Below are 14,840 nucleotides of genomic sequence, written 5' to 3'. Positions count from 1 at the left end.
TTCCTTCGCTTACTTGCGACGACGAAGAGATCCACCGTGACCACCCAACGTTCCGCTACAGCCTGGGCAGGAGAACGCATGGCTTAGTTCAATGCGCGGCGCAGTATTCGCAATGAGATAGGGGGTCCTGCAGACCCTGCAGGGTGCGAGTTCCAGCTGTGCGTCGGTGGACATGGTCCGGCAAATGTGGCACGCACGGTCCGCTGAGATTTTCGAGGTAGTTCCGAAGAACTTGTCGAAGAGGTTATAGGCTGAGATGAAGGCCTCGGGGACGTTGGCTCCGAAGGCCAATGCGATGCGGTATAGCGAAACCATGATGGTCGCCTGGAGCCGATGCGTCGGATGCTCGAAGTACCATGCGGTCGAGGTAGGCAGCTGCCCCGATGGCGAGGACCTCCCATGGATCTGTTGAAAGAGCGTTCGCGTGCGCGTGGAGGTAATCCCCAGCAGGGACGTGATTGTGGAAGCTCGGCAGTGACTACGAACCATCATCTCGCTGTACACCTTCTTTTGAAACGGCTCCAACCTGAGATTGGTCCAGCTATGCTTCGTTGCCATACGGTCGGCGCGCATCGGCGTAGAGGCGAGGAAGTGATGGCCATTGGAATCCGGTCCCAGCCGTTTCGAGTCGAAGTCGACCCAGAAGGTCTTGCTATGCAAGCGCCAGCGGAAGATCGGAAAGTCGACCCGTGCGATGGCCATGTCGAGCACATGCTGCGGGAGAGATCGCAGGTAATCTGCCAGCTCCTTGGTGATTCCGAGAAGCGGCGCGGCCAGAATGCTGACGTGCAGCAGTTCAACGATCAGCCAGATGTAATGGCGATTGTTGTAGAACAACCGGAGCTTGTCGTCGTTGCTCCAGATGGGCATCTGCGAGCGCAATGCGTCGACGGCCAGGGTCGTTGTAGTATTTTCGGCCAGGCACCGCCAATCCTGTACTTCGGACAGCGTGGGCACGACAACGAGGAACGGCGTGCCCATCAAGTCTCGCTGTGTCGCCTCAGCTTTGCGCACCCGATCGACGGCGGCTTTGCTGATGTGCAGGGGTTGCTCAAGCTCGGGATGTGCCCCCAGAAGTTCGGCCAGGTGGTCGGTGAGGTGATAGTTAGCCGAGCGAATACGATCACACGTCATCCGGGTAAGTTGCAGGCGCTCGAACTCAGCGGTTGGGGAAAGCGATTGCATGGGTCGTTGCTCCTATTTTGCTTTGATCGCAGAGCGAATCTCGGATTGAAGACGTCCGACGATGCCGTCGAGGACTGTCAGGGTCGGGCGGAATTCGGAGATGTCGCCGGCCATCTGCACCGTCAACTGGGCCGACGCAAAGCTCGAGACCGCCTGCCGGAACGCATCCACTAGCTTTGCCAGCTCGTCATGGGCTCGGGCTCGCTTGTCCAGGACCGCGGTCCGTTCGGCTAGCTCTTCTTCAATCCTGTGCCGGTGAGCAATGACGTTGTTCAGCTCGGCCTTGGCGGTCGTAAGCTCGTCGTTCTTGGCTGCCAATGCATCTTCCAACGTGGCATAGCCTGGGGGAACGATGGGCACTTCGATTGATTCAGGGCGGACGTTTCCCTTCGCAAATGCGATGCGCTCCTGAAGCTCGCGCTTCTCCCGCTCCAGGTCTGCGACCTGCATTCCGAGCGCACTGTAACTGGAGTTTTGTCTGGTCATCTCCTCCCGCAATTGGGTAAGCGTCAGACGGTCGGTGTCGCGCTCGGCCGTCAAGCGGGACAGCTCGGTGTTGAGACGTCGGATTTCGTGGTCCTTGTCGGCATTCTCCGAGATCGTGGTCGCCAGTTCGGCTGTGGCGACGTCGAGCTTGGACTGCACATCGAGGACTTCCTCCTGTTTGCGGCGCAGTCGCTCAACGAACTCGCGAATATCCTTACGTCGATACGCCGGATCGTTCTCTTTGAATTCGATCACGGCGTCGATTTCCTCCGCGGTGTAGTCACTACGGCGAAGAATCATCAGCTCACCGATGTTCAGTTTCGTGAGCGCGCCGTTGTGTTGCAGAAAGCGCCTGTACAGGTTCAGCTGTAAATGGGCCTGGCTGCGTGTCAGGCCCAAGACCTCCTCGGCGATCGTATAGAACATCTCCCATGCACGTGTGTGTGCGGCTCTGGTGTCGCCATACAGACCGACTGCAATTTCGGTCGTATGGTCGTGCATGACTTGGAGATCGGCCCCCTGGTCTTGCAGTAGCCGCTCAATCTTGTCCCTCGTCCGCTGCAGGTTTCGCACGCATTGGAGTAGCCGGCTGAACGAATCCTCGTTCACCGCTACGCCACCAAGCGCTCTACGCAGTGCGAACTCGGCACGTGAAGCTTCGGGTTGCAACGGGAAATTGACGATGTCTGCCTGTACGGCCGGATTCTCTTTGGGCTTGTCTTGGCTTTGCGGCATTCTTTGCTCTCGGAAATGGACCCTGACAACCAGCGTAACGACCCAAAAACGTTGTCAAGTGAACTCGAGGAGCTTACGAAACGAGACAGCCGCGTTGTCCGGAGAAAGCGCTTCTTTTAGGGGTGGCTTTCGTCGGTGATGGCAGAAAGCTGGTTGCTTATGCAGCCCATATCGGCGTCGCCGGCGATCAAATGTAGAGGTTTACCCCTAAGGTGAGGGGTCGAATTAAACAACGCTTACATCAGAGATAAAAGAGACGAATATCGGTGCCTCATGGTGCGTTTGTGTCGCGCTGGTTCTGGAGCGCCGGGTACGGTGGCCAGGTCGAACGATGAGCATGCTCAGGCCAAGTTTTCGGAAAGCGGGGTGTTTTTGGTGAGCTTTCTGCCGCTTGTCGACAGCAGAGTCCAATTAGGATCGGATGGACTTCAGCGTTCACCACGCATCGACATGAGCCTAGGGTTACCTAGCGCTCCATTGCAGCAGCCCCTCATCCCCGCCAGCGTGCTTTCGCCATGCACTACCGCATGACGCAAGTACGTTGAAGCGCTGCAGCTTCCCTCCAGAGATTCCTTGCTCGCCCGAGCATCGAATAATCGCCTGGCATCCGCCAGGAATTCCCTTTTTTTGTTTCTGGAGAGAAACCGTGGAATCCTTTGTCACGAACCTCATCAAGCGTCCGTTCCAACTCTTTATGTTCTGCATGGTGCTGTATGTGGCCTCGCAGTCGTTCATCGTCGGTGCTTTTGTGACCGTCGTCGGGCTCTCGTTCCTGTATCACAGGGGTGTGGCCTGGTCCAAAGCAATTCCCGCTGCACCGAAGGTTTCGATGCCGGACAACCTGTCCAAGTTGAAGCCCGAAGCTGAGGAGATGCCGGAGCCCGAGCGCCAGTACGAGCGCTCGGCTGTGGTAACGCCTATTCGCCGGACAGGAACGCACGACCGCTCCTAATTCCCATGCCGCCCCTCTGGGCGGCGCTTTTCACCTGTCGCGGGTATCCGATACCCGCCGCCAGGTGGGTCTGTCGGGTGCCTACCCGGAGACCATCATGGAAACCACAACCGCCGGATGGCAGCTGGACTTCTTCGGTGAAGCAGCCGCTATCGAGGTGCCGCCCCCCAAGCTCGACCCCTTGCCTGACCCGTCCCTCTGGAGCGAGTCGGTGCGGGAGAAAATGGTCGACGCCCTGATCAGCCTGGCCTGCGACAGCAGGCGCGGCGACAACATGCCCGAGTCCCTGATCGATTGCGCCGAGATGCTGCGTGCCCGCATGCGCAATCGCACGCTCGACCGGGAGGAGTACTCCATGACGCTGGGCTGGATCTTTGGATACTGGAACGGCGCACTGCCCTACACGTACGTCTGCGCGGTATCGGGGGTCGACCCCGAGACGCTGCAAGACGTGATTCTGAACCACCGCCGCCTGCGCGAGGACCTTGAAGCGGTCCGTCGCTTGTGCTGCGGCTCACTTCTCTGATCATGTCCTGGCTCAACCTCATCAAGCGCGTTGCCGCAGTCCTGAACCCTGAGCAACGAGGGGACAGCACCGATCCGATTCCCGTTGGGAGAGGGGACCCGAACGAACGGCAGTTCTATGTTCACGGTGTCCCGCATCTGCTTCGGAAGGAATGTGATCGCGTGGTTCACTTCGTTGGTGTGTTCGAACACCGGCTCCAACGCACCCCGTATGGCGATAAGCTGCTGCCTGAAGTCTTCCCCCGGTGGAAAAAGGTCAGCGAGCATGTGGACATGTCGCTGGAACACGTTGCTGCGAGCGTCATTCAGGACGGCAACCCGCCTGATTCCCAGGGGCCTTCGCAAGCTGCTGTGGAGCCGGAGCTCCGCCTCCGCGAGCGGCCGACTCGTTCCGCGCCGAGTGCGGAGGGTGGTGGTCGACAGGAGGTGGCCAGCAGCGGCTCCGGAAGTGCTGCGCCGGCGCAGGCCTCCTCTCAAACCTACACCGTGGGTGAGCTGCTCGAGTGGGGCGAAATGACATTCCCTAACCGAAAGGCGGGCGGGCCTCGTTCCTACACGTCGTTCGCGCTGAAGCTTTCAACGGCCACCGGCGAGAAGATCCTTCAAGGCGAAGGCCTTAAGGATGCGCTGGCCGACGCTCGTTGCAAGCTGGGGGACCGGATTGCCGTCAGGAGACTGCATCGGGAAAAAGTGCCTGCCTTCGACAAGAAGAGCGGTGCACCCATCATGGACCGCGCGACCGGAGTGCAAAAGCTCTGGGATCGTTGGGTCTGGTCAATTAACCTCGTACATTGAATTGGAAGGATCATGGCATCCGTAAACAAGGTCATCCTCGTGGGCAACCTGGGTGCAGACCCGGAAACCCGATACATGCCCAGCGGCGATGCGGTCACCAACATTCGCATTGCCACCACTGATCGCTACAAGGACAAGCCGTCCGGCGAGATGAAGGAAGCCACCGAGTGGCATCGTGTAGCGATGTTCGGCAAGGTGGCCGAGATCGCCGCCCAGTACCTGCGCAAGGGCTCATCGGTCTATATCGAAGGCCGCATCCGCACCCGAAAGTGGCAGGATCAGTCCGGCCAGGACAAGTACTCCACCGAGATCGTCGCCGACCAGATGCAGATGCTGGGTTCGCGCCAGGGCGGCGGCGACAGCGGCGGCGATGAAGGCGGCCACGGGGGCGGCGGTTATCAGCGTGAATCTTCGGGCGGCGGCTATGGCAGCGGCCGTGGCGCGCAGGGCGGTGGCGGCCAGCAGGGTGGCGCCGCGCGCCGTCCGCAGCAGCCGGCGTCGAACGGCTTCGAGGATATGGACGACGATATTCCGTTCTAATCTTGAGTAAGCACTGGACGGCATCCCGTTCTGGTGTAACGGCTGCTGATCTCCTACCCGCATCAGCCAGCTGAACTCTGCCTTCACAACTGCGATCGCTTCGGCGGTCGCAGTTCTCCTTCCGCGGCGATCCCGCCGACATTCTCCCCTCGCCATGCTGAAACGACCTTCTGGCCAACGCCGGGATGTCCTTTGAGCAAGCGTCTTCACGCCTGTCTCAGGCATCGACCCATCCTCCCATTACGGAGCCATCCCATGAAATATCTGAGTGACATTGTTGGAAGCTGGACGCCCGCTCAATGGGAAGGTCTGCTCAGGCGTTATCTGCCAGCGGAAGTCCTGACGGACAGCTTCTGGCAGGGCCGCCCCGGTCCCTGCCCCCTCTGCGGTGGCCACGACCGTTTCACGTATGACAACAAGCGCGGCCGCGGCGACTGGGTGTGCCGCAAGTGCAATGCAGGAAGTCCGAAAGCTGGCGACGGCCTGGAGCTCGTACGCTGCTTCACCGGCTTGTCGTATCGACAGCTGCTGCTGGAACTGAATGGTGGGCCAGCCCTTCCGATCGAGGCTAGCGCAATGCGAGGTCCAGCGCCTCGTCACAAGATCAATGACTCGGCAGCAAAGCTGCGCCGCATCGCCAGGAAGTGGAACGCCGCAACGGAGCTGTCGCCTGGGGATCACGCCATGCGGTATCTCGCTGCACGCGTGCCAGGCCTGCGGGCACCAAAGCCAAGCGCGCTGCGTCTTGCGATGCAGGATTACTGGCATGACGGTCAGATCATCGGCCGCTATCCAACAATCCTTGCGAAGTTCACGCTACCGGATGGGCGCATGGCAACGGTGCATCGTACCTCGTTGGACCCTTCGGCCCCTGCCAAGGCATTGATTGTCGCGGAGGATGGAGAAATCCTGCCTTCCAAGCGCAACGATGTGTCGGCCTTGCCGGTTTCCGGTGGTGCGGTGCGGCTAATGTCGCCACGCGCCGGCGAAGTGGGCGTGGCCGAAGGTCTGGAGAATGCATATGCAGCCTACATGCTTTTTGGCGTGCCGACCTGGAATTGTCTGAATCGCGTGTTGCTTAGCCAGTTCGAGATACCCCCAGGCCTGGGCATTCACACGGTCCACATCTTTGCGGATTTCGACCAGATTGACCCAGCGACTGGAAAATCGCCAGGCATGGCTGACGCATTGAAGCTGGACAAGCGCTTGCGCGCTGCCGGGCTGCGTACCGTAATGCATCGCCCCAAAGTCCGGGGCACTGACTTCTGCGATCAATGGCGCACCGAATACCAGTTGCGCCGTATGTCTTGCCAGGCGATCGCAGCCTGACTTAATCGCCACCTCTCGTGGCGCCGTACTTAACCTCTGCCCTGTGGGTCCTTCCCACAGGGGGAGCACCCCCGTGGCAGGCTCTCTCAGGAGATTGACAATGCCACAGAAGGGATTCACCGCCATCGTCAACAAGCTGCATATCCACGCGATGCGCAGCTCGGCCGCGACTGACGTCACGGCCGGCCAGTCGGAAGCGCAGTTCTTTGATGTGTATCGCCGTGATCCGTCGGGAAGCATGACGTTCCTCGATCGGCTGCTGTCTTTCGATTCCGCCCTCGACTACTGCCTTGCGCCGACGCTGCATTGAGCGCGCCAACCCTTAACAAGAAGCCCAGCGATTGCTGGGCTTCAGATTGCTGACGAACCCCACATTTTTCGGAGTGTGGGGTTTTGTTTTTGGTGGCCAGGTCCGCTCAGACAGCCCGCCGCAGCATCGGCCGGCGTTGCGGAATGATCCGGAATCGGCCCCCGAACGAACTGTGAAGCTCGGATTGGGTCGGCATCAGCCACCAAAGACGCATAAAAAGGCGCGCCAGCACCAGCGCGATCTTCTTGATGTTCTGCGCCGCCGCGGCCAGCAGGCATTGCTCGGCCACCTTGCGCAAGCCGCGCATGCGCGCATAGCGGTGCCCGTGCAACTGCTTGGCATCGGCGAAGCTGCGCTCGACCGTCTCCTTGCGCCGGGCATAGATTTTCTTGCCCCAGGCGGTGTGGCGCCGCGCATCGACCCGCTCCTTGTCGCGCTCCCACACGTGGCGCACCACCACCTTGATCGCGTTTTGGCTGTTCGTGCATTGCGGGCGCACCTCGCACTGCCGGCACTGCTTCGGGTCTGATTTGTACTCCCGGTAGCCCACCCGGTTGGTCGTGCTGTAGGGCAGTTCCTGCCCGCGCGGGCAGACGTAGACATCGCGATAGCGGTCGTACTCGTACTCCCGCTTGTAGAAGGTGCCGGGCTTGTGGTTCGGTGTGCGGTAGCCCATCACCCCGTCAATGCGGCGGCTCTCCAGGCCGTGACACACCATCGGCGTGAAGTAGCCGGCATCCAGGCCAACGGCCCGCACATCAAAGCCGAAGCGTTCGCGCTGCCGGTCCAGCCGCGCCAGATATGGCTGACTGTCGTGCACCGAGGCCGGCGTGACGTGGGTGTCGGTGATGATGGCGTGCTTGGCGTCGACCGTGCGGTGGTCCAGATAGAAGAAGCCCGTGGGCTTGTCGTCGCGCACCATGTAGCCGCTGTCCGGGTCGGTGCGGCTGACCTTGGTCTCCTTGGTGTGGGGCTTGCCGCCGGCTTGCCCATCACCATCGTTATCGCGCTTGAGCGGCTTCTTACCATGCGCGGCACGGTCCGCATCGACCGCAGCATCCAGTTCTGCCAGGTAGGCAGACGGCGTCTGCTCGACCTGCACCACGTCAAACTTGTTCTTGTTGGCGCTGGCCTTCAAATGGGTGCTGTCGGTGTACAGCACCCGGCCATCAACCATGCCGTGCCCCATCGCCTGACGCACGACCTCGTCGAAGATCTCCTGATACACCGTGGTGTCGGTATAACGCCGGCGGCGGTTCTGCGAGAAGGTCGACGCGTCCGGCACCTTGTCGGTCAGCCGGAAGCCGGCAAACCAGCGATAGGCGACGTTGACCTGCACTTCGCGCATCAGTTGCCGCTCACTGCGCACCCCGAACAGGTAGCCAATGAACAGCAGCTTGAACATCACCACCGGATCGAGCGCCGGGCGACCGTTATCGGCGCAGTACAGGTGCGCGACCTTGGCCCGGATGAACTCGAAATCGACCGCAGCATCGATCTTGCGAAGCAGGTGATCGGCTGGCACTAACGATTCCAGCGTCACCATCTCCAGCTCGTGCTGGTAAGGAGCAGGCGTCTTGAGCATCACGCCATTATGAACAAAGCCTCCCGCAAAGTGGGAGGCTTTGTCAGCAAGCTGAAGCCCAGCGATTGCTGGGCTTTTTTTTTTGTCCGCGTGGATCAGCGAGTCAACCTCGCTTGCGGGACTTGACGCCCTTGAAGACCACCAGAAGGGCTTCCCACACGCACCAGCCGATGAGGACCGTGAAGACGAAGCGGTTGATATCGTGATTGGTGGAAAGGTATTCGAACATGGTTCGGTTCCTCAGTTGTTGTTGCCGACGAGACAAGCTTGCCATCGGAAGGACGCTTGTCAAGCTTGCGCAAAGGGGATATCGATTACTCGAATCGTGCCATAGCCTCATTGAGGGCGCCAAGATCGAGACCCGCAAGCGGATCCGGGCTACCCGTTGTGGGGGCCGCCACGGGCGCGGCCACCGATCCCACCGCAGGTGCCAGTGATGCGGGCGCCGGCGGTGGCGGTTCAGCAGCTGGCGCTCCCACAGGGGCTCGCAACCCAATAGGCCTTTCCGGCGGCGTCTCCATCCGAGTCGCCGGCACCCGGTCAGGTTGATCCGGTCTCCAGCCGCCCGGCGGCGCGGCCGGAGTACCGGTAGACGCGGGCGCTGGCGATAGCGGACGCAGCAGCGCATCCGGGCCAGCGCTGAGCACCTGCTGCAGTCCTCGTTGTGCGAGCAGCCTGAGCATGAACGACCGCTCCCTCGCTCCCGTGTACTGCCGCAGGTATGCAAGCAGATCCGGTGCTGAGTCGGCGGACAGCGTCACGGTCATCTGTAGCTTGTCCATGGCCGCTGTCCTCAGGCCGCCTTGGCAACTTGCTTGGCGGAACCGATGGAGAAGAAGCCGCGGACGTTGGCGAAGCAAGGGGCGTCCATGATGTGGATGACATTCAGCGGGAATGCAGCGCGGATTGTCGGTGCGTGGAGCTGGGCACCACCACCAGTCAGGATGATGGCCCGGATATCCTCGGTGCGGCCGACGCGCGCCTGGATTTCCTTGACCGGCTGATGGGTGACGGCCATCGCCTCCGCGAGATAGGGCGACACGTCGAGATCCTGGCCATAGAACACCATCGGCTTTGCGTCCCGGATGGCCTTGTCGATGCGTTCGATGCTGTCCGTGGGCTGGCCACGGTCGGCAGAGATCAGGCTGGCCACCTGCTGGTAAATGCGGGCCGCACCGCCAGGCGCGCCGCCGCTGCGGGTGTCGTCCATGGTGTACCCGCGGGCCACCACCCAGTCGGTCGTAAAGTAGCCGACATCGATGACCAGGTAGGCGTTGTCCGGATCGTACTTGTTGCCGCTTTGCTGGATGTAGGTGATCAGCGTGCCCAGCGGCTGCGGCAGCGGCAGCACGCTGTTGATCTGAACGTTCCCCCAACCAAAATTGTGAGTGCCCGTGAAGCGGTCCTTGAGGAACGCAGCGTACTTGTGCGTGTTGTGCACCGGCAGGCCGAGGACAAGGCGGTCCACTTCGGAGGCGTTGGCGTAATGCAGCGAGCCGGCGAGCAGGGCGGCATAGTTGGGCGTCGTCACATAGTCTTCGGACAGCGAGCGACCAGTATTGACGTGCGCGGCGCTTAGCGAAACATCGGGGCCGACCTCGTACCGCGCGCCGTCGATCTCGACGTTGACGACATTGCGCGCCCGAAACATGCCGCCGGCGTGCGCGGTGAGAGAGGACGTGGCCGCAACCGGAGCCAGCGAGGGAAACATATTGGTTGCGATCTCCGAACCGAGGGGGAAGGCGGACTTCGTGTTGCCATAGCCAACGTCGATAGCGACGGTCGAGATCTTCATTGCTCTTCTCCTAGAGGAAATGGGTGATGGGTGGCTACGATGTGCTGCGACGTCCAATGTCCCAGTAAGTGGCACTTGGTACCTGATTCTGGGAGACAGTCGGTCTTGGGCGCGCCATGTGCCAATGACTCGCTGCAAGGCGCTGGAATCATTTGGCACTTGGTGGCACTTACTCGGTCCCGGGTCAACTCAGTCGGACGTCGTGGCACATCGACATAGCTGACTCTACCTTGGCCAAGTCAAAGTCAAGTCGCCAAAATCTCCCGAATTTGACCCTCAAACATTGCAACGCTGTGGGTCGCTGGTTTATGCTTCGAGCACCTACCGCGTCCCCGACGCATCGACCTCGCCGCCAGTTGCGCGGCAATGAAAGTCCCAAAACCTCCTTGGCGAGGGCTTGCGGACACCAGTTGACCAAGCCGGAAATTTTCCCGGCATTTTTTTCAATCAAATCAAGTGGACCGTGTCGGATAGTGAGGACACCGGACACCGCGATACCAAGCCGATTGGCGGTCTGTTCGTGAAAATAGACCGTAGTGCGGACAATTCCGAAGCCGGACACCGGACAGGTGCTCTGTGGAATCGACGCGAATGCACGACGCCCGTTCAGCCGCTTGGCTGGGTGCGGATCACGAAGCCCGACACACTGCGGCGGGGATGATCTGGCTTTGGGGCGGGGAGCCATGTGCGCACCGCAAGAAGGTGGATAGCAGGCTTCTGAGCAATTTCGAACCGGAGGGCGCTACCGGAACCAGAACAGCGCATCAGGTAATCACCCATCACGGCGGGCCCGCCAGCATCAGGACGCAATCCTGGCGCGGCAGGGCCCTGCATCGAGAGATGCATCCGGATAGGGTGGCCGCGCAGCGGCGTGTGGGCGAAAGCCGACGCGCTTCGTGCAGCGGACAGTCACGACGCATTGCTTCCATGCTCAGGGCTGATCGGTTTGGCATCGCTAAAGGACAGGAAGGTGGTGGGTAAGGCCGGCCAGGGTGGGCCGGAAAGCCGGGGGTGGTATCCCGGCGCACTCGAGGGGCATGTCCGAATCGGGGTCGGTGATTGCCCGGGAAACTGCGCCGTGCACTGTGTGGCGCCTTGGGGCTCAGAATGAGAAAGACGATCAACCTCCGCGCTGTCATTAGCCAATACGAGCTACCGGAGCGGTTCAAGGACGAGTTCGCCGTTCTTGCCGCGGACAATCTCCATTTGCCGCACAGCGGTACGCGCGTGAGCGGACGGTTCCTGTCGCAGATGTCGCAGCGCCAGCGGATTCAGTCGCTCCTGGCCATGTTTGTGGAATTGCGACGGGTCGGCGGCATGGCCGTCACATCGCCCTACAGCATCAGGCAGAAGCACATCGCCTGGCTCGTGCGGCATTGGGTCGAGGCGCGCAAGCTGAACGTGGGGACCGTGGAACTGCGCCTGACTCATCTGCGGGCCTTCGCATCCTGGATGGGCAAGGCTGGTATGGTTGGCAGGATCGACGATTACATCGTCAGGCCCGACGGTTACGTGCGCGGCTACGTGGCAACGGAAGACCGGTCTTGGGAGGGGAAGGGAATCGACGCGGCGGCACTGATCGCGGATATCGCGCGGACTGATGCGCATGTCGCTTTGCAACTCAAGCTGGAAGCCGCCTTCGGGCTCCGAGCCAAGGAAAGCTGGCGCCTGCGCCCGGCTCACGATGTACTGCCCACAGGGACCCTGCATGTCCATGACGGCACAAAGGGCGGTAGGCCGCGGCGTGTTCCGATCGAGTTTGGTTGGCAGTATGAAGTCCTGGGCCAGGCCGCAACGCTGGCTCATGCGACCAACCCGGAGCGGGGCACGCTGATCCCAGCGTCGTTTACGCAGAATCGCTGGCGCAGGCGCTTCTATACCGTTCTGGAGAAGCATGGCGTCACCAAGAGCGGTGCTGGTGTGACGGCACATGGCCTGCGCCACCAATTCCTGCAACAGATGTACGAGCGAGAAAGTGGCCAGGCGGCCGCTGTGAAGGGCGGCGGTCGGGTAGTCGATGTGGCGGCTCACAGGGAAGCGATGCAAAAGGTCGTTGAGGCAGCAGGCCATAGTCGGGCGACAAAGGCGAATGCCTACCTCTCAACCTACTCGACACAGTTGAACTTGGGCCAGAAGGACCCGACGCTGGACGAGATCAAAGCCGCGATTGTCGCGGCAGATGGCAACAAGGCGATGGCAGCACGGCGTCTCGGGATCTCGCGTGCGAAGCTCTATCGGCTACTTGCCAGCCTAGGTTGAGAGGAGCTCAACTCAGTTTTCCCAAAAGCTTGCTGCATTTGCGACACTCTTGCCGGGAAACTGCATGTCGCAAGATGATAAGTTGCCCCTTCAATCCAACGTAACGCATCCTTAGGAGAAGTGCATGACGAAATCTGAACTGATCGACGCGATCGCGGCGGGCGTGGAAGGCCTCACGAAGACCAAAGCCGAGCAGGCCCTGAACGTGACACTGAACTCGATCATGGAAGCAGTGGCCCGGGGCGATACGCTGAGCCTTGTTGGCTTCGGCTCTTTCAGCAAGGGCGAGCGTGGCGAGCGCATCGCGCGCAATCCGCGTACAGGTGAGGAAATCGAAGTCGGGGCTGCCAAGACCGTGAAGTTCAAGGCGGGCCAGAAGTTCAAGGAGGCGTTGAATTCCTGATTGTGCCTTGCATGCCAGCCCAGCGAACCGATGCTTCGCGTGCGGGCGTGGAGAGGCTATCGTGCGTAAGCCGCCGCGAGCGCCAGCATGGTGCTCGCCGTGCGAGCAAGCTTGTGCAGCGGATCTGCCGCCGGCACAGCTGTGGCAGACTCGGCGCCGACCAGCCACGCGAATGAGACCTTCCTGGCTCACGCTCGCCCGGGTGCGGCGTAGGCGGCGGCAAATCCAACGCTGTCATGCGCATGGGCGCCGGCAGCGACGGAAACGGGTCCACGCCGACGAAGTGAGCCAGCTCCGCGATGCTCGCGACGCTGTAAGCCGGGGTCGCGTCATTGCGCGCGATGTAGGCCGCGGCGCCCATCCCGGGCACGTAGATGGCCTTCCACACGAAGTCCGGGATCTGAATACGGCCTCGCAGCGTGCCGGCGTCCCGGATAAACGCAGGGCCGGTGACCACGTAGGCGGTGCCGACCTTGCGCACCAGGCGCCGGGTCGATGTCTCGAGGTGGCTCCATGTGCGCCGGTTGGAGAACGGGTGCTGTGGGATGACGTTCGCCAGGCTGAAGCTCTCCGCCTGGGATGCCTTGTCGCCAAAATCGCGCTGGGCGCCAGGTGCCCCCGGTCGAACCCGGCGCCGCGCCCGTAGTCGTTCAGGCTGGCCCGCTCGTTGCGCGCGAGCCTCGGTTCCTCGTAGAAGTCGCTGTCGCGCGGCAGGTCACGGGCTGCGTCGACCGCCGCGCGTGTCAAATGCTCGGCCGACCAGACAGCCGTGCGCGTTCGCGCGGAATGCATGAGCGCATAGGCACGAAAGCAGAGGAGACGGTTCTCGGCATGCCTGCCGATGGCAGGTGGCCGGCCATCGGCGAAGACCTGGGGGCATGCGGATTGCAGTGAGTCCCTGGCGCTCGCCTCGCCGGCTGAGAAGCACAGGACGAAAGCAAGGGTGGAAGCGGCTATGGTGCGCAGCATGGAATGTTCTCAAGCAGGTAGAGCTTCCAGCTTGCCGCGGCCGGCGGGAAGTCAAGGCTGGGCGCTATCCGGCAGACTGTCCACGGCGCGCGCGACAAACTCCTCGAGGATCGGGAATGGCCATGGATCGTCTTCCTTGGCTTCCTCGGCGATCGCCGCAGCCATGGCCGGGACGTGGTCGAACCTGACCATGGGAGCGCCATCTATATAGATGACCTTGGAGCGGCGCACCAGCTTGCGGTACCGTCCCGCATCCTCGAGCACCGTTTCGGGCGGGGAGACGTCCCTGAAGTCGACGCCTGGCCGTGCCAGCGCCGCGGCCATGGCCGCGAATTTTGGGCCGTTCGAGGTCCAGTCTCCCGCGGTGGAGGCGAGCAGGTTCAGGAAATAGGGAATATCGGAGGCGGTCAGTTCCCGCCGGGCAAGCATGGAGATCGTCTGCTCATCGGCTGGCCGGTGTTCCACCCGCGTGTTCCAGATGGCCTGCAGTTGTGCGAAGGCCGTGTCGCTGTCGGTGGATTCGAGGCGGACCGGTGGCGTCGAGACACCGCATTCCTCGCAGACAACGACGGCCTGGAGACGGCCGGCGATGAATAGGGGGGCGCCATCGCAGTGGGCGCAGTTTAGCAGGCCGGTTGGCATGGCGGGATCCGGGATGGAGAAAGCCGGAATTATGCCCTGCGCCGCCGGCCGGCAATCAGGATTGGTCGTCGGGCTGTTCGAACATCGGCTCGTTGATGGCCAGGTAGCGTGTTGAGGTGCTGAGCAAGCCGCGGCGGGCCGTGCCCTGGAAACCCTGGAGCATTTCGCTGTGCTCGCGAAGGGCCCGGCCGATTTGCCAGAATTCATTGAGCCAGTGACCCGGCTCGCCCATAGGTCCCCCCATCCTGCCGGTGGCGATCGCGCCGCGGATCGCGAGAACGGTCTCGGGCTCGGGATACTCGGATGGGTCGTTGTCAAAATGCTGCATTG

General features: G+C 61.6%; 15 protein-coding genes and 1 pseudogene. 8 read left to right on the top strand and 8 right to left on the bottom strand.

The annotated features are described in order from the left end of the window. Positions 1–9: 9 nt before the first annotated feature. Together CBM2588_RS30150 and CBM2588_RS30145 are read right to left on the bottom strand one after the other, a co-directional pair. Entirely contained in the window at positions 10–1,185 is a 1,176-nt protein-coding gene (locus tag CBM2588_RS30150; RefSeq protein ID WP_115683968.1) for a FlhC family transcriptional regulator, read from the bottom strand. 12 nt (positions 1,186–1,197) lie between these two features. Then, the gene (locus tag CBM2588_RS30145; protein WP_115683967.1) at positions 1,198–2,406 is read right to left on the bottom strand and encodes a hypothetical protein; all 1,209 of its coding nucleotides are present in this window, start codon (positions 2,404–2,406) and stop codon (positions 1,198–1,200) included. A 646-nt stretch (positions 2,407–3,052) separates the two neighbouring features. Between CBM2588_RS30145 and CBM2588_RS30140 the strand changes: the two genes are divergently transcribed. The 6 genes from CBM2588_RS30140 to CBM2588_RS30115 all read left to right on the top strand — a co-directional run bounded on the left by CBM2588_RS30140 (position 3,053) and on the right by CBM2588_RS30115 (position 6,857). Continuing rightward, complete coding sequence (locus CBM2588_RS30140; protein ID WP_115683966.1) at positions 3,053–3,358, top strand: hypothetical protein; 306 nt, start codon at positions 3,053–3,055, stop codon at positions 3,356–3,358. 97 nt (positions 3,359–3,455) lie between these two features. Then, positions 3,456–3,884 carry a hypothetical protein gene (locus CBM2588_RS30135; protein ID WP_115683965.1) on the top strand — a complete coding sequence of 143 codons (429 nt, stop codon included), beginning with the start codon at positions 3,456–3,458 and terminating at the stop codon, positions 3,882–3,884. Positions 3,885–3,886: 2 nt separating this feature from the next. Continuing rightward, positions 3,887–4,678 carry a hypothetical protein gene (locus tag CBM2588_RS30130; RefSeq protein WP_172583727.1) on the top strand — a complete coding sequence of 264 codons (792 nt, stop codon included), beginning with the start codon at positions 3,887–3,889 and terminating at the stop codon, positions 4,676–4,678. Positions 4,679–4,690: 12 nt separating this feature from the next. Continuing rightward, positions 4,691–5,218, top strand: a complete 528-nt coding sequence (locus CBM2588_RS30125; RefSeq protein ID WP_115683964.1) for a single-stranded DNA-binding protein — start codon at positions 4,691–4,693, stop codon at positions 5,216–5,218. 255 nt (positions 5,219–5,473) lie between these two features. Further along, the gene (locus CBM2588_RS30120; RefSeq protein WP_115683963.1) at positions 5,474–6,547 is read left to right on the top strand and encodes a primase-helicase zinc-binding domain-containing protein; all 1,074 of its coding nucleotides are present in this window, start codon (positions 5,474–5,476) and stop codon (positions 6,545–6,547) included. A gap of 100 nt (positions 6,548–6,647) precedes the next feature. Then, a complete protein-coding gene (locus tag CBM2588_RS30115) occupies positions 6,648–6,857 on the top strand; it encodes a hypothetical protein (RefSeq protein WP_115683962.1) in 210 nt (69 codons plus the stop codon). A 106-nt stretch (positions 6,858–6,963) separates the two neighbouring features. Here the strand turns inward: CBM2588_RS30115 and CBM2588_RS30110 are convergent, their stop codons facing one another. The 3 genes from CBM2588_RS30110 to CBM2588_RS30105 all read right to left on the bottom strand — a co-directional run bounded on the left by CBM2588_RS30110 (position 6,964) and on the right by CBM2588_RS30105 (position 10,237). Then, the gene (locus tag CBM2588_RS30110) at positions 6,964–8,442 is read right to left on the bottom strand and encodes an IS1182 family transposase (protein WP_231942372.1); all 1,479 of its coding nucleotides are present in this window, start codon (positions 8,440–8,442) and stop codon (positions 6,964–6,966) included. A 103-nt stretch (positions 8,443–8,545) separates the two neighbouring features. Beyond that, entirely contained in the window at positions 8,546–8,671 is a 126-nt protein-coding gene (locus CBM2588_RS31445; RefSeq protein WP_269462463.1) for a hypothetical protein, read from the bottom strand. Positions 8,672–9,235: 564 nt separating this feature from the next. Continuing rightward, entirely contained in the window at positions 9,236–10,237 is a 1,002-nt protein-coding gene (locus tag CBM2588_RS30105; protein ID WP_115683961.1) for a PRTRC system protein D, read from the bottom strand. 1,107 nt (positions 10,238–11,344) lie between these two features. Here CBM2588_RS30105 and CBM2588_RS30100 point away from each other — a divergent pair. Then, the gene (locus CBM2588_RS30100) at positions 11,345–12,496 is read left to right on the top strand and encodes an integrase domain-containing protein (RefSeq protein WP_115683960.1); all 1,152 of its coding nucleotides are present in this window, start codon (positions 11,345–11,347) and stop codon (positions 12,494–12,496) included. A 124-nt stretch (positions 12,497–12,620) separates the two neighbouring features. Then, positions 12,621–12,899 carry an HU family DNA-binding protein gene (locus tag CBM2588_RS30095; RefSeq protein ID WP_115683959.1) on the top strand — a complete coding sequence of 93 codons (279 nt, stop codon included), beginning with the start codon at positions 12,621–12,623 and terminating at the stop codon, positions 12,897–12,899. On the opposite strand, the pseudogene CBM2588_RS30090 reads toward CBM2588_RS30095, so the two are convergent. From CBM2588_RS30090 to CBM2588_RS30080, 3 genes and pseudogenes are all read right to left on the bottom strand, one after another. After that, positions 12,877–13,691: pseudogene (locus CBM2588_RS30090) on the bottom strand (DNA/RNA non-specific endonuclease). The gene CBM2588_RS30095 and the pseudogene CBM2588_RS30090 sit on opposite strands and share 23 nt — an antisense overlap. A 228-nt stretch (positions 13,692–13,919) precedes the next feature. Continuing rightward, a complete protein-coding gene (locus tag CBM2588_RS30085) occupies positions 13,920–14,510 on the bottom strand; it encodes a hypothetical protein (RefSeq protein ID WP_115683958.1) in 591 nt (196 codons plus the stop codon). Between the two features lie 55 nt (positions 14,511–14,565). Next, positions 14,566–14,838, bottom strand: a complete 273-nt coding sequence (locus CBM2588_RS30080) for a hypothetical protein (RefSeq protein ID WP_115683957.1) — start codon at positions 14,836–14,838, stop codon at positions 14,566–14,568. Between the last annotated feature and the right edge of the window lie 2 nt (positions 14,839–14,840).

The sequence above is a fragment of the Cupriavidus taiwanensis genome (assembly GCF_900250075.1).
Classification (GTDB): domain Bacteria; phylum Pseudomonadota; class Gammaproteobacteria; order Burkholderiales; family Burkholderiaceae; genus Cupriavidus; species Cupriavidus taiwanensis_C.
Note: the sequence above shows the minus strand (reverse complement) of the source record. Positions and strands in the feature narration are given on the sequence as shown.

What these genes read in the sequence shown, in the direction of transcription:
- CBM2588_RS30150 (WP_115683968.1), bottom strand. Translation starts at nt 1,185, where the DNA reads ATGCAATCGCTTTCCCCAACCGCTGAGTTCGAGCGCCTGCAACTTACC.
- CBM2588_RS30145 (WP_115683967.1), bottom strand. Translation starts at nt 2,406, where the DNA reads ATGCCGCAAAGCCAAGACAAGCCCAAAGAGAATCCGGCCGTACAGGCA.
- CBM2588_RS30135 (WP_115683965.1), top strand. Translation starts at nt 3,456, where the DNA reads ATGGAAACCACAACCGCCGGATGGCAGCTGGACTTCTTCGGTGAAGCA.
- CBM2588_RS30130 (WP_172583727.1), top strand. Translation starts at nt 3,887, where the DNA reads ATGTCCTGGCTCAACCTCATCAAGCGCGTTGCCGCAGTCCTGAACCCT.
- CBM2588_RS30125 (WP_115683964.1), top strand. Translation starts at nt 4,691, where the DNA reads ATGGCATCCGTAAACAAGGTCATCCTCGTGGGCAACCTGGGTGCAGAC.
- CBM2588_RS30120 (WP_115683963.1), top strand. Translation starts at nt 5,474, where the DNA reads ATGAAATATCTGAGTGACATTGTTGGAAGCTGGACGCCCGCTCAATGG.
- CBM2588_RS30115 (WP_115683962.1), top strand. Translation starts at nt 6,648, where the DNA reads ATGCCACAGAAGGGATTCACCGCCATCGTCAACAAGCTGCATATCCAC.
- CBM2588_RS30110 (WP_231942372.1), bottom strand. Translation starts at nt 8,442, where the DNA reads ATGCTCAAGACGCCTGCTCCTTACCAGCACGAGCTGGAGATGGTGACG.
- CBM2588_RS31445 (WP_269462463.1), bottom strand. Translation starts at nt 8,671, where the DNA reads ATGTTCGAATACCTTTCCACCAATCACGATATCAACCGCTTCGTCTTC.
- CBM2588_RS30105 (WP_115683961.1), bottom strand. Translation starts at nt 10,237, where the DNA reads ATGAAGATCTCGACCGTCGCTATCGACGTTGGCTATGGCAACACGAAG.
- CBM2588_RS30100 (WP_115683960.1), top strand. Translation starts at nt 11,345, where the DNA reads ATGAGAAAGACGATCAACCTCCGCGCTGTCATTAGCCAATACGAGCTA.
- CBM2588_RS30095 (WP_115683959.1), top strand. Translation starts at nt 12,621, where the DNA reads ATGACGAAATCTGAACTGATCGACGCGATCGCGGCGGGCGTGGAAGGC.
- CBM2588_RS30085 (WP_115683958.1), bottom strand. Translation starts at nt 14,510, where the DNA reads ATGCCAACCGGCCTGCTAAACTGCGCCCACTGCGATGGCGCCCCCCTA.
- CBM2588_RS30080 (WP_115683957.1), bottom strand. Translation starts at nt 14,838, where the DNA reads ATGCAGCATTTTGACAACGACCCATCCGAGTATCCCGAGCCCGAGACC.